This window comes from Amycolatopsis mediterranei (genome assembly GCF_026017845.1).
GTDB classification, from domain to species: domain Bacteria; phylum Actinomycetota; class Actinomycetes; order Mycobacteriales; family Pseudonocardiaceae; genus Amycolatopsis; species Amycolatopsis mediterranei.
The window spans coordinates 7669236-7682420 of record NZ_CP100416.1; the positions used below are offsets into that span (position 1 = coordinate 7669236).

A 13185-nucleotide genomic window follows, 5' to 3' on the forward strand; every position below is an offset into this window, starting at 1 on the left:
GAGACCACTGTGGAACTACCCGGCGATCTGCTCGCTCTGCTGCGCGAGCCCAGCCTCTGCTTCCTGTCGACGCTGATGCCCGACGGCTCGCCGCAGCTCACCCAGACCTGGGTGGACACCGACGGGACGCACGTCCTCGTCAACACCGTGCTGGGTCACCAGAAGCAGCGCAACATCGCGCGTGACCCCCGGGTGGCGCTCAACGTCGCCGACCACGCCCGGCCGTCGCGCTACTTCGCGATCCGCGGGCAGGTCATCGATACGACCGAAGACGGCGCGGTCGAGCACATCGAGAAGCTGTCGCAGCGCTACCTCGGCGGCCCGTACCCGTGGTGGGGCGGCCGCGACCAGACGCGGCTGCTGCTCACGATCAAGGCGGATCGGATCACGTCGTGATCATCATCGCCGGCTGGCTCGCCGTCGCTCCCGAAAAGCGTGAGGACTACCTGGCGGGGTGCGCCGAAGCCGTCCGGCTCGCGCGGGAGGCGCCGGGCTGCCTCGAGTACGCGCTGGGCGCCGACCTGCTCGACCCCGGCCGGGTCACGGTGTACGAGCGCTGGGAGTCCGACGAAGACCTGGAGCGTTTCCGCGGCTCCGGGCCTTCGGACGAGCAGGCGGCGCAGATCCTCGACGCCTCGGTGGCGCGCTACCGGATCTCGGCGGTCGAGGCGCCGTGATCCGCGAGCAGCGCCACTAGTTCGTCGGCCAGGCCGCCGTCGACCGGTTCGCGCGTCGCGAGGAGCCGGTACCAGAGCGTCCCGAACACGACGTCGAGCACCGTGCCGGGCCGCACGCCGGCCGGAAGTTCGCCGCGCTCGCGGGCGCGGTCGACGAGCGTGCCGAGTGCGTCGCGGCGGCGGAACAGGAAGTCTTCGCGGAAGCGGTTGCCGAACTCCGGGTCGATCTGCGCCTGGGCCATCAGCGCCCGGAGCGTGTCAGCGACCGGGGACTTCCCGCCCAGCTCGAAGGTGCTGCCCAGGAACCGGGCCAGGTTGGCGCGGAAAGAGCCCTCGTCCGGGACCGGGATCTGCAGGTCCGCCTTCGTCGCGAGCGCGTCGAGCAGGACGTCGGCCTTCGACGGCCACCAGCGGTAGATCGTCTGCTTGCCGACGCCCGAGCGCGCGGCGATGCCTTCGATGGTCAGTGTGCCGTAGCCGGCCTCCGCGACCAGTTCGAGCGTGGCGGCGAGGATCGCCAGCCGGCTCTGTTCGCTGCGCTTGCGGCCGGGGCGGGACTGGTCGGTCATGGGATCCGATGGTAGCGTCCATTTCGAAACGAGACGTACCGGTTCGAAATGAGGAACAAGCATGAGCATCGCTCTCGTGGCCGGCGGCACTTCGGGCATCGGCCTGGCGACCGCGCGGCGGCTGCAGCGGCGGGGATACGACGTCCACGTCACCGGGCGCGGCAAGGAACGGCTCGACGACGTCGCTTCGAGCGATCCGGAGCTGACCGGGCACCAGGCCGACGGCGGCAACGCCACGGCGATGGCCGCGCTGGCCGCGTCGCTCGGGACGGTCGACGTGCTGGTGGTGAGCCTGTCCGGCGCCGAAGGCATGGGGCCGATCGATTCGCTGGACCTCGCCATGTTGCGGCGGGCGTTCGACGCGAAGTTCTGGGCGCACCTGGTGACGATCCAGGCGGTCCTGCCGCACCTGGCGGCGGACGGGTCGATCACGCTGCTCAGCGCGATCACGGCCCGGGCGGCGATGGCCGGCACGGCCGGGATCGGCGCGCTGAACGCGGCCATCGAAGCGCTGGTCAAGCCGCTGGCGGTCGAGCTGGCGCCGAGGCGGGTGAACGCGGTGTCGCCGGGAGTGGTCGACACGGCGTGGTGGAGCGGCTTCCCGGACGAGATGCGGGAGGGGTTCTTCGCGCAGACGGCGGCTTCGATCCCGGTGCGCCGCGTCGCGACGGCGGACGACGTGGCGGAGGTGGTGACGCTGGCGGCGACGAACCAGAACCTGACCGGCACGGTCCTGGAGGCCGACGGCGGAGCCCGGCTGGTCTCGCTGGGCTGAGGCCTCACGGGTGATCGAAGGGAATCACGTGTGGCGGGACGGGCATCACCCGTGATTGAGGGGGCATCACGTGTGATTGGAGGGGCATCACGTGTGATTGGCGGGTCGACACGGGCGGGGTCAGCGGCGGAGGGGGACGAGGTCGTCGGCGTGGACGACCTCGCGGCGTTGTTCGGCCGGGAGCTCGGGGGTTGAACGGCCGATCAGGTCCGGGAGCTCCGTCGCGTCGAAGGCCACCACTCCGCGGGCCACCGGGCGGTCCTTGGCGTCCACCAGGTCGACCACGTCGCCCGCCTGGAATTCGCCGTCCACGCCCGTGATGCCCGCGGCCAGGAGGGACCGGCGGCGGCGGACCACCGCCGTCACCGCGCCGTCGTCGAGGCGGAGCTTGCCCGTGGTGTCCGCCGCGTAGCCCAGCCAGAACCTGCGGGCCGACAGGCGCGTGTCCGCCGGGGCGAAAGCTGTGCCCGGGGAAGCGGAAGTCAACGCCGCCGAGGCTTCCGAAGCCGCCGCCAACAGCACCGGGATGCCCGCTCCCGCCGCGGTGCGGGCGGCCGCGAGCTTGGAGACCATGCCGCCCGTGCCCAGGCCGGAGCTGGACATGCCGACCGAGATTCCGTCCACATCGGACTCGGACAGGACCTCCGTCAGCTTGCGGGTCGCGCCGCCGCGGGGGTCGCCGTCGTACAGGCCGTCCACATCGGACAGCAGGATCAGCGCGTCGGCGCCGATCAGGTGGGCCACCAGGGCCGCCAGGCGGTCGTTGTCGCCGAAGCGGATTTCCTCGGTCGCCACCGTGTCGTTCTCGTTGACGACCGGGACCGCGCCGAGCGCCAGCAGCCGCGAAAACGTCCGCTGCGCGTTGCGGTAGTGCGAGCGGCGGACGACGTCGTCGGAGGTCAGCAGCACCTGCCCGACCGTCAGCGAGTACCGCCCGAACGACTCGGCGTACGCGTGCGCCAGCGCCAGCTGCCCGACGCTCGCCGCCGCCTGCTGGGTGGCGAGGTCACGCGGCCGCTTGCCCAGCGAGAGCGGGGCCAGGCCGGCCCCGATCGCGCCCGAGGACACCAGCACGATCTGCGTTTCCCGGGCGACGCGCTCGGCGATCGCGTCGACCAGCGCGTCCAGCCGGGCGGCGTCGAGCCCGCTGCCCGCGCTGGTCAGCGCCGACGAGCCGACCTTGACCACCAGCCGCCGCGCGGCAGCGATGGCTTCGCGCGTGCCGCTCACTCCTCGACGTCCAGGGCGTCCTCGAACTCGTCCGAGCCCGCCCGCCGGATCCGGCGGGCTTCCTTGCGCTCGGTGGCGCCGGGCCGGTCGATGCGCTCCAGCCGGACGTCGGTGCCGCGCCCGGACAGGTGCATCGCGACGCTCGGCGTCGACGGCTCCCATTCGAACTGGACGTCGCCGACCGTGACGGGACTGCCGGGCCGCGCGCCGAGCTTCGCCAGCTTGTCCTCGACGCCGAGCCGGTTGAGCCGGTCGGCGAGGTAGCCGACGGCCTCGTCGTTGCCGAAGTCGGTCTGGCGGATCCACCGCTCCGGGCGAGCGCCGCGCACGATGAACGCGCCCTCTTCCTCGGGGTCGACCTCGACGGTGAAGCCGGAGTCGTCGACGGCCAGCGGCCGCAGCACGATCTTCTCCGGCTCCAGCACCGGCTCCGCCTCGCGGTTCTGCTCGACGATCGCCGCGAGCGCGAAGGTCAGCTCCCGCAGGCCCTTGCGGGACGCCGTCGAGACGGCGAACACCTTGAGGCCGCGGGCTTCGAAGTCCGGGCGGACGAACTCGGCGAGCTCGGCGGCCTCGGGGACGTCGATCTTGTTGAGCACGACCACCCGCGGACGCTCTTCGAGCTTCCCGCCGAGACTCGGCGTGTACTTCGCCAGCTCCGCCTCGAGAGCGTCCACATCGGACAGCGGGTCGCGGCCCGGCTCCAGCGTCGCGCAGTCGACGACGTGCACCAGCACCGCGCAGCGCTCGATGTGGCGGAGGAAGTCCAGGCCCAGGCCCTTGCCCTCGGACGCGCCGGGGATGAGGCCGGGCACGTCGGCCATCGTGAACACCGTGTCGCCGCCGGTGATGACGCCGAGGTTCGGCACCAGCGTGGTGAACGGGTAGTCGGCGATCTTCGGCTTGGCCGCGGACAGCACCGAGATCAGCGACGACTTGCCGGCGGACGGGAACCCCAGCAGGCCGACGTCGGCGACCGACCGCAGCTCCAGCACGAGGTTACGGGTCTCGCCGGGCTCACCCAGCAGCGCGAAGCCGGGCGCCTTGCGGGCCTTCGACGACAGCGCCGCGTTGCCGAGGCCACCGCGGCCGCCCTGGGCGGCGACGAACGTGGTGCCGGGGCCGATCAGGTCGGCGACCATCTCGCCGTCTTCGGTGAACACGACGGTGCCGGACGGCACCTTCATCACCAGCGTCTCCCCCGCCGCGCCCGCGCGGTTGCCGCCCTGGCCCATCTTGCCGCTGCCGGCCTTGGCGTGCGGGCGGAAGTGGAAGTCGAGCAGGGTGTGCACGTTCGGGTCGACGACCAGCAGGACGTCGCCGCCGTTGCCGCCGTTGCCGCCGTCCGGGCCGCCGAGTGGCTTGAACTTCTCGCGGTGCACCGAGGCGCAGCCGTTCCCACCGTCACCTGCGGTCAGGTGGATCACCGCACGGTCCACGAACCGGGACGCCATGACTTGCCTCTTTCACCTGCGGAAGATCGGACACAAAAAGAAACGAGGGGTGGCACCGGATATTCCGGCCCCACCCCTCGTCAGAGGTCTAGAAAGAAGCCGAATCAGGCTTCTACTGGCACGACGATGTTGACCGTCTTGCGGCCACGCTTCTCGCCGAACTGGACCGCACCGGTGGCCAGCGCGAACAGCGTGTCGTCGCCGCCGCGGCCGACGTTGACGCCGGGGTGGAACTTGGTGCCGCGCTGGCGGATCAGGATCTCGCCGGCGTTGACCTGCTGGCCGCCGAAGCGCTTGACGCCGAGGCGCTGCGCGTTCGAGTCACGACCGTTGCGGGAGCTGGACGCACCCTTCTTGTGAGCCATAGCTCAGTCCTCTTTCTGAACGAACGAAGATCCGGAGAAGCCCTTACAGGGAGATGGCGGTGACCTCGACGCGGGTCAGCTTCTGCCGGTGACCCTGGCGCTTGTGGTAGCCCGTCTTGTTCTTGAACTTGTGGATCCGGATCTTCGGACCCTTGGTCTGCTCGACGACCTTGCCGGTGACCGAGACCTTCGCCAGCGCGTCGGCGTCCGTGGTGACATCGCCACCGTCGACGTACAAAACGGCGGGGAGGATGTGCTCGGTGCCCGGCTCGCCCTCGAGCTTCTCGACCTCGACGACGTCGCCGACGGCCACCTTGTACTGCTTGCCGCCGGTCTTGACGATCGCGTACGCCGACACGGAAGTCTCCTGCATTACTCGACAATGGGTGGGGGCCCGCGCGATCGGCCCGCCTGATGGAACGGCGGTCCTGGACTCGCGCAGCGACCTGCTCTGGTGGCAGGCCGTACTACAGGTTACGTGGGGTGCCCCGGTGCGTTACCACCGGGGTCCCCCTAGTCGTTCACTTGCTCTGGTCGGAGGCGTGCACCGGCGGCCCCGCCGGCCGCGACGCCGCCCGGCGCGGACGGCGCCGGGTGGAGCGGCCGGCCGGTTCGGGCACGTTGACCTCGGGGTCGGCGACCGGCTCGGTCACCGGCTCCTCGGCCGGCTCCGGGGCCGAGGACTGCTCGACCTCGGGTTCCTCGTCCTGCGGCACCGGCACCTCGTCCGCCTCGGTGGTCACCGGGATGCCGGCGACCTCCTGGGCGGGCTCGGCGGGCGGCTCGGCCGCCACCGGCGTCTCGTCGGCCTCCGTGGTCGCCGGGACGTCCGCGATCTCCCTGGCCGGCTCCGGGGCGGGCCCGTTGCCGTTCAGCGCGCCGTGGTCGTGCTCCTTGGCGGCCTTCGAGGCGTTCGCCATCGCCGCCACCGCGGACGCGATCGACTCGCGCTGCTCCGGCGACGGAACGGCGTGGACCTCGGCCTTGGCGGCTTCGGCCGCCGCCTCCTTGGCGGCTTCCTCGCTCTTGCCGCGGCCCCGCGACCGGCGGGAGCTCTTCTCCCCGCCGCCGCTGTTGCCACCGTTGTTGCCGCCGCCGTTGCCGTTCCCGCCGGGGGACTGCGTCGCGTTGCCGGCGGTGCGCTGCACCTCGGTCGAGACGAGCACGCCCCGGCCCTTGCAGTGCTCGCACGGCGTCGAGAACGCCTCCAGCAGGCCGGTGCCGATCTTCTTGCGGGTCATCTGCACCAGGCCGAGCGAGGTCACCTCGGCGACCTGGTGACGCGTGCGGTCGCGGCCGAGGCATTCGGTCAGGCGGCGCAGCACCAGCTCGCGGTTGGACTCGAGCACCATGTCGATGAAGTCGATGACGATGATGCCGCCGATGTCCCGCAGCCGGAGCTGGCGGACGATCTCCTCCGCCGACTCCAGGTTGTTGCGGGTCACCGTCTCCTCGAGGTTGCCACCCGATCCGGTGAACTTGCCGGTGTTGACGTCGATCACCGTCATCGCCTCGGTGCGGTCGATGACCAGGTAACCGCCGCTGGGCAGCCAGACCTTCCGGTCGAGGGCCTTGGTGATCTGCTCGTCGATCCGGTGGTCGGCGAACGCGTCGCCGGTGCCGGTGTAGCGCCGGAGGCGCTCGGTGAGCTCCGGGGCGACGTGGCTGACGTAGCCGTTGATCGTCTCCCAGGACCGGTTGCCCTGGATCTCCAGCTTGGTGAAGTCCTCGGTGAAGAGGTCACGCACGACCTTGACCAGCAGGTCCGGCTCTTCGTAGAGCATGGTCGGCGCGCCGCCCTTCTTGCCGGAACCGGCGGCGGCCTTCTCCTTGATGACGTCCCACTGCGCCTTCAGGCGGTCGACGTCGCGGCCCAGCTCCTCCTCGCCGATGCCCTCGGAGGCGGTGCGGATGATGACACCCGCGTCCTCCGGGACGATCCGCTTGAGGATGTCCTTGAGCCGGCGGCGCTCGTTCTCCGGCAGCTTGCGGGAGATGCCGGTGGCACCGCCCGCGGGCACGTAGACGAGGAAGCGGCCGGGCAGCGAGATCTGCGTGGTCAGCCGGGCGCCCTTGTGCCCGACCGGGTCCTTCGTGACCTGGACCAGCACCGAGTCGCCGGTGGACAGCGCCTGCTCGATCTTGCGGGCCTTGCCCTCCAGGCCGGCGGCGTCCCAGTCGACCTCACCGGCGTACAGCACGGCGTTGCGGCCGCGGCCGATGTCGATGAACGCGGCCTCCATGCTCGGCAGCACGTTCTGGACGCGGCCGAGGTAGACGTTGCCGACGATCGAGCCGGAGCCCGACTGCGTCACGAAGTGCTCGACGAGGACGCCGTCCTCCAGCACCGCGATCTGGGTGGAGTCGCCGTGCTCGGCGACGACCATCGTGCGCTCGACCGACTCGCGCCGGGCGAGGAACTCGGCCTCGGACAGGATCGGGGCGCGGCGGCGGCCCGCCTCGCGGCCGTCACGGCGGCGCTGGCGCTTGGCTTCCAGCCGGGTCGACCCGCGGACGCTGCGCACCTCGTCGCGCGCCGGGCGCTCGCGCTCGGCCTGCTCGGCCTTGGCCTGACGGACGTGCGTGACCGTGTTCGGCGGGTCGTCGGTGCCGGTGGCCTCGGCGTCTTCGCCGTCCGAGCCCTTGCGGCGGCGACGGCGGCGGCGACGGCGGGTGCCGCCTTCGCCCTCGTCGGCGTCGCTATCCGACTCCGAAGACGACTCCGCGGCGTCCTCGGCCTCTTCGGTGTCCGCTTCGGGCTTTTCGTCGCCGTTGCGGCCCTTGCGGCGGGGCTGCTGCTCTTCGACCTGGTCGTCGTCGGTTTCGGCGGTCTCGTCGCCGCCCTCGGCGCCCTTGCCCCGGCCACGGCCACGACGGCCCCGGCGACGGCGACGGCGGCTGCCGGCGTCGTCGTCTTCGTCGGCACCGGAGTCGGCGCCCGGCGTGGTGTCTTCGGTCTCTTCCTCGGCGACCTCGGGCTCGGGCCGCGACGGCGGCTCCGCGAACGGGTCGGCCGGCTTGCGGGCCGGCTTGGCCGCGGGCTCCGGCGGCTCCGGCGGCAGGAAGACCGGCGACGGCGCGGCGAAGACCGGCAGGTGGGCGCGGGTCTTCTGGCGCGGCCGCGGCTTCTCGGCCTCGACGACCGGCACCTCGGGCGCCGGGGAGCGGGTCTCGGCGGGCGGCCGGACCTCCTGGGGCTCCGGCTCGGCCGGCGTGTCTTCGGCCTCACCGGGCGCGAAGGCCTCGGCCACCTTGAGCGCCACGTCCCTGGTCACGCTCGACTGCGCGCTGCGCACGCTTTCGCCCAGCTCGGCGAGCTTGGCGAGGACGTCCCGGCTGTGCGACTCCAGCAGCTTGGCCAGCGCGTGCACCCGGATCCGGGGCGGCAGGTCGGCCAGCGGGCCGCCCGTGGGTGTGGCGGGATTCCCGCCGGTGTGCTCGGCGGGTGTTTCCGCGTTCGACATATGTCTCCTCCGCCCCCGGGCGCGTCTGCCGATTCGCACCGGCAGGGACGCGGCCGCGCAGGGGCCCCTTTCTGTTCGTTCCGCCGTGGTGGTCACCAGCGGCGGGAATCCTGGCCCGACAACCGGGCGCCGCACCACCGCTTCCGGTGGGACGCAACCCGGTCAAAGGTCTGCTCGGCGGCGTGCGCAAGGCATCCGCGGCCCCCGGGCCGCCCGCCACGTCGTCCAGCCGCCCGGTTCGCGGGCGGCGACGCGCGTTGCAGGAGTTCACGCACATCACCGGGCCACAACGCCGCAGGCAGCACCTCTCACATGCGCCCCGCGGCCCAGCGGCCACCCCGAGTATCCCACACCGGGTGACTGCTCCGGTGTACTCGGTACCTCCGGCAGGCACCCGGGCGCGCCGTACCGCTCCCCCACCCGCCCCACGGCGGGGGGAACTTCGCCGCAGCGCTTGTCCACCGGCCACCGGGTGGCTACGGTGCGGCTCGGGGTGACCGGGATCTCGCGCCGGTACCCGCGGTTCCTGCATCCGGTGGGAGGTCCGGTGTCCCTGCTGGCGCGGCCGCTGCGAGCGGCCGTGTGCACCGTCCTGGTGCTTTCGGGATGCGTCACCGCCGGTCCGGCGGCGGCCGGTGATTCCGGCTGCGCCCAGGGCCGGGCCCTGCGCTACGTCGTCACCTTCGACCGCGGCACCACCGAGGCCGCGGCCCGGTCGGAGATCGACGGCGCCTGCGGAGCCACCACCGTCTTCTACCCGCAGATCGCCGTCGCCGTCGCCACCTCGGGCGACCCGGGCTTCGGCGGCCGGATCGGGCTCGACCGGGCGTTCAGCGCGCAGGCCGAGCGGCTGGCCGCGCAACGCGTCACCGAGGTCAAGCCACAGCCCTCGCGGCCGGAATTGCCCGCGACCGATCCCGCGAAGGTGCCGGCCGCGGACCTGAGCGAACAGCAGTGGGACATGCGGATGATCGGCGCGGACCGTTCGCACGGCGCTTCGGAGGGCTCCCGGGACGTCGTCGTCGGCGTGCTCGACTCCGGGATCGACCCGGACCACCCGGAGCTGAGCGACGCCGTCGACCGCGACGACTCCGCCGGCTGCCTGACCGGGGCACCCGACCGGTCGCCGTCGGCGTGGGCGCCGACGACCTCGGTGCACGGCACGCACGTGGCGGGGATCATCGCGGCGGCCGGCGACGGGCGCGGCGTGACGGGTGTGGCGCCCGGGGTGCGGGTGGCGTCGGTGAAGGTGATCGACGACCGCGGGTACGCCGACCCGGAAGCCGCGGTCTGCGGCCTGATGTGGGCGGCCGCCCGGCACATGCGGGTGACGAACAGCAGCTTCTTCGTCAACCCGTGGTCACTGTCGTGCATCCGCGGCCACGACCGCGGCGTGGTGCACGAGGTGCTGGCCCGCGCGGTGGAGTACAGCACGTCGGCGGGGACGTTGAACGTGGCGGCGGCGACCAACGAGGCGGTGGACCTGACGCCGTCGGCGCGGTCGGGGGCGCGCGGGGCGAGCAGCGGGTGTGAAGCCCTGCCGGCCGGGCTGCGTGACGTCGTCGCGGTGTCGGCCGTCGGCGCGGACCGGGTGAAGGCGGGGTACAGCTCGTACGGCCTGGGCGTGATCGACGTCACGGCGCCGGGCGGGGAGACGGGCGACTGCGTGCTGTCGGCGGTGCCGGGCGGGTACGCGCCGCTGTGCGGGACGTCGATGGCGGCCCCGCACGTCACCGGCGTGCTGGCGTTGCTGGCGTCCGCCGCGCCGGAGGCCCGGCCGCGGCAGCTGCGCCGGACGTTGGAGGCGGAGGCGCTGCCGATGCCGTGCCCGGCCGACTACGACCTGACCGGGGACGGGCTCCAGGACGCTTACTGCGCCGGGTACGAGGGGTACAACGGGTTCTACGGACACGGGATGGTCCAGGTTCCGGCCCGTGCCGCGGTGCCGGACGGGCGGCCCGACCAGGCGCGATGACCCCCGGCGGCCCGGGCGCGAAAACCGGATCTCGCGTGATCGAGGCCGGATCTCGCGTGACTGGGCGGGCATCTCGTCAAGTCAGGAGGAGTTTTGCGATCCGGCGCGTCGATGCCCACAGGCCGAGTGCGCCCAGGATCAGCAGGTACGCCAGATTGATCAGCATGCCGCCCGACAGCAAACCCGTCGCCAGGCCGCGCATCAGCTCGATCGCGTGGTAGAGCGGGAGGCAGCGGACCACCCACTGCAGCGGCTCCGGGTACACCGACAGCGGGTAGAACGTCGTCGCGAAGAGGAACATCGGGGTCAGGATCAGCTGGATGTAGTCGAACTGGGCCGTCGAACGCAGGAACGTCACCAGGGCCATCCCGATCGCCGAGAACGTCACGCCGACCAGCAGCGCCGCCGGGACCATCAGCAGGGCCCACCACGACGTCAGCAGGCCCATCGCCGCCGCGATCGCGAGGAAGGCCACCGCGTAGATGCCGCCGCGGGTCATCGCCCAGCCGATCTCGCCCAGTGCCACGTCCAGCGGGCCGATCGGGGTCGCCAGCATCGCGTCGTAGAGCTTCGCGTAGCGCAGCTTGAAGAACAGGTTGTACGTCGACTCGAACACGGCGCCGTTCATCGCCGACGTCGCCAGCAGGGCCGGCGCCACGAACGCGACGTAGCTCATCGGGCGCCCGTCCGGGCCCGCCACCTCGGTGACCAGCTTGCCGAAGCCCAGCTGGAACGCCAGCAGGTAGAGGAACGGCTCGACCGCACCGGACACGAACAGCAGCCAGCTCGCGCGGGACACCATGATCGAGCGTTCGACGAGCATCCGGGCCCGGCCGGCGTACAGCCCGGGCGGGAGGATGCGCAGCAGCAGCCCGGCGCGGGCCTCGACGGTCGTCATTCAGACCAGCAGCCTCCGGTAGAAGGCCCGGTGCGCGAGCACCCACCCGGCCGCGAACAACCCCGCCAACACGGCGAGGTGACCGAGCATCGCCCAGCCGCCGACACCGCCGATGCTCACGCCGCGGGCCAGCTGCGTGCCGTGCCACAGCGGGGAGAGCCAGGCCAGCCAGCGGATCGCGGCCGGCAGCTGGGCGATCGGGAAGAACGTGCCGGAGAACAACGTCATCGGCATCACGACGAACCGGAAGATCAGCCCGAACCGCTGGCCCTCGTCGAAGGTCCGCGCGGCCAGCGCGGCCATCGGCGCGGTGCAGGCGAGCCCGGTGACGGTGCCGGCCAGGATCACCAGCAGCACGCCCGGACCGGTCCAGGCGCCGAAGAACAGCGCGACGAACGCGTAGATCGCGCCCGCCAGCGTCAGGCGCAGGGCCGACCAGATCAGGTGCCCGCCGAACACCTGGCCCGGCGACACCGGGGTGGCCGTGACCGCCAGGTACTCCTTCTGCCACTTGAACCCGGAGAGCACGGGGTAGCTCGACTCGCCGACGGCCTGCTGCGCGGCCCCGGCGGCCAGCAGCGCGGGAGCGATGTACTGGAGGTAGGACAGGCCGCCGGTGACCGTGCCGGGCCGCACCTGCGAGCCGAAGCCGAGCCCCATCGCGGCGAGGAACAGCACCGGTTGCAGCCCGGTCGAGTACAAAGTGGACACCCAGTGGCGGCGGTACCACGTCCAGCGCCCCTCGACCTGCAGCCAGGCGCCCTGCCACTTGCCGACCACGCGGCCGGTCGAGATCGTCGCCATCAGTCCACCAAGGTCCGGCCCGTGAGCCGGAGGAAGACGTCCTCCAGCGAACTGCGGCGCACCAGGCTCGACAGCGGCCGCACCCCGCGGGAATGCGCGTGCTCCAGCGCGTCCTCGCCGTCGTCGCTGTAGAGCAGGACCCGGTCCGGCAGGATCTCCACCCGCTCCGCCAGCCCGTCGACCTGCTGGGCCGCCGCGACCTGCTCCCCCGGCGCGAACCGGAGCTCGACGACCTCGCGCGTGGAATACCGCCTGATCAACTCGGCCGGTGAGCCCTCCGCCGCGACGCGGCCGTGGTCCATCACCACCAGCCTGTCGCACAGCTGCTCGGCTTCGTCCATGTAATGCGTCGTGACGATCAGCGTCGTGCCCTGCGCCTTGAGCCGGAACAGCCGGTCCCACAGCAGGTGCCTCGCCTGCGGGTCGAGGCCCGTCGTCGGTTCGTCGAGCAGCAGCAGTTCCGGGTCGTTGACCAGCGAGCGGGCGATCGTCAGCCGCCGCTTCATGCCGCCCGACAGCGGGTCGACCTTGTCCTCGGCCCGGTCACTCAGCTGGGCGAACTCGAGCAGTTCCGAAGCCTTGCTCCGCGCCGCCGCGCGCGACAGACCGAAGTAGCGGCCGTAGATCAGCAGGTTCTCCCGGACCGTCAGCTCGACGTCCAGGTTGTCCTGCTGCGGCACCACGCCGAGCCGCGCGCGGATCCGCGGCCCGGCGACTTCCGGGTCCAGCCCCAGCACGCGGAGATCGCCATCGGTGCGGGGTGACACGCACGCGATCATCCGCATCGTCGACGACTTGCCGGCCCCGTTCGGGCCGAGGAAGCCGAACGCCTCCCCGCGCCGCACCTCGACGTCGATCCCGCGCACGGCCTCGAACTCGCCGAAGCGCTTCACCAGTGCCTTGGCCTGCACCAGTGCCGGTTCCCGGTCCTCCGATTCGTCCACGCTTCGCACCATAGGACCCCCCACCGACAA

13 protein-coding genes are annotated in these 13185 nt (G+C 72.2%); 4 read left to right on the forward strand and 9 right to left on the reverse strand.

Going from position 1 to position 13185, the window contains the following annotated elements:
* The first annotated feature begins 9 nt into the window (after nucleotides 1-9).
* Both ISP_RS34360 and ISP_RS34365 read left to right on the forward strand, forming a co-directional pair.
* Entirely contained in the window at nucleotides 10-396 is a 387-nt protein-coding gene (locus tag ISP_RS34360; RefSeq protein ID WP_013228473.1) for a PPOX class F420-dependent oxidoreductase, read from the forward strand.
* On the forward strand, nucleotides 393-677 hold the full coding sequence (locus ISP_RS34365; protein ID WP_013228474.1) for a putative quinol monooxygenase: 285 nt from the start codon (nucleotides 393-395) through the stop codon (nucleotides 675-677). The genes ISP_RS34360 and ISP_RS34365 overlap by 4 nt, the downstream gene beginning before the upstream one ends.
* Here ISP_RS34365 and ISP_RS34370 read toward each other — a convergent pair.
* Entirely contained in the window at nucleotides 647-1246 is a 600-nt protein-coding gene (locus ISP_RS34370) for a TetR/AcrR family transcriptional regulator (protein ID WP_013228475.1), read from the reverse strand. The two genes, ISP_RS34365 and ISP_RS34370, sit on opposite strands and share 31 nt — an antisense overlap.
* A gap of 61 nt (nucleotides 1247-1307) precedes the next feature.
* Between ISP_RS34370 and ISP_RS34375 the strand changes: the two genes are divergently transcribed.
* Entirely contained in the window at nucleotides 1308-2021 is a 714-nt protein-coding gene (locus tag ISP_RS34375) for an SDR family oxidoreductase (RefSeq protein ID WP_013228476.1), read from the forward strand.
* Nucleotides 2022-2141: 120 nt separating this feature from the next.
* Here the strand turns inward: ISP_RS34375 and proB are convergent, their stop codons facing one another.
* The 5 genes from proB to ISP_RS34400 form a co-directional block, all read right to left on the reverse strand.
* Nucleotides 2142-3251 (reverse strand): glutamate 5-kinase, encoded by a 1110-nt coding sequence (gene proB / locus ISP_RS34380; RefSeq protein ID WP_013228477.1) that lies wholly within the window; start codon nucleotides 3249-3251, stop codon nucleotides 2142-2144.
* Entirely contained in the window at nucleotides 3248-4705 is a 1458-nt protein-coding gene (obgE, locus tag ISP_RS34385; protein ID WP_013228478.1) for a GTPase ObgE, read from the reverse strand. Before obgE ends, proB begins: the two co-directional genes overlap by 4 nt.
* A 104-nt stretch (nucleotides 4706-4809) precedes the next feature.
* Complete coding sequence (gene rpmA, locus ISP_RS34390) at nucleotides 4810-5070, reverse strand: 50S ribosomal protein L27 (protein ID WP_013228479.1); 261 nt, start codon at nucleotides 5068-5070, stop codon at nucleotides 4810-4812.
* A gap of 43 nt (nucleotides 5071-5113) precedes the next feature.
* Entirely contained in the window at nucleotides 5114-5428 is a 315-nt protein-coding gene (rplU, locus tag ISP_RS34395; protein ID WP_003067132.1) for a 50S ribosomal protein L21, read from the reverse strand.
* 163 nt (nucleotides 5429-5591) lie between these two features.
* On the reverse strand, nucleotides 5592-8534 hold the full coding sequence (locus ISP_RS34400) for a translation initiation factor IF-2 N-terminal domain-containing protein (RefSeq protein ID WP_013228480.1): 2943 nt from the start codon (nucleotides 8532-8534) through the stop codon (nucleotides 5592-5594).
* A gap of 547 nt (nucleotides 8535-9081) precedes the next feature.
* Here ISP_RS34400 and ISP_RS34405 point away from each other — a divergent pair.
* Nucleotides 9082-10509 (forward strand): S8 family peptidase, encoded by a 1428-nt coding sequence (locus tag ISP_RS34405; protein WP_034285809.1) that lies wholly within the window; start codon nucleotides 9082-9084, stop codon nucleotides 10507-10509.
* A gap of 76 nt (nucleotides 10510-10585) precedes the next feature.
* Here the strand turns inward: ISP_RS34405 and ISP_RS34410 are convergent, their stop codons facing one another.
* From ISP_RS34410 to ISP_RS34420, 3 genes are read right to left on the reverse strand one after another with little or no spacing between them, the layout of a single operon-like run.
* Complete coding sequence (locus tag ISP_RS34410) at nucleotides 10586-11407, reverse strand: ABC transporter permease (RefSeq protein WP_013228482.1); 822 nt, start codon at nucleotides 11405-11407, stop codon at nucleotides 10586-10588.
* A complete protein-coding gene (locus ISP_RS34415; RefSeq protein ID WP_013228483.1) occupies nucleotides 11408-12211 on the reverse strand; it encodes an ABC transporter permease in 804 nt (267 codons plus the stop codon). It lies immediately after the preceding gene.
* The gene (locus ISP_RS34420; RefSeq protein WP_013228484.1) at nucleotides 12211-13167 is read right to left on the reverse strand and encodes an ABC transporter ATP-binding protein; all 957 of its coding nucleotides are present in this window, start codon (nucleotides 13165-13167) and stop codon (nucleotides 12211-12213) included. The genes ISP_RS34415 and ISP_RS34420 overlap by 1 nt, the downstream gene beginning before the upstream one ends.
* Nucleotides 13168-13185 lie beyond the last annotated feature (18 nt).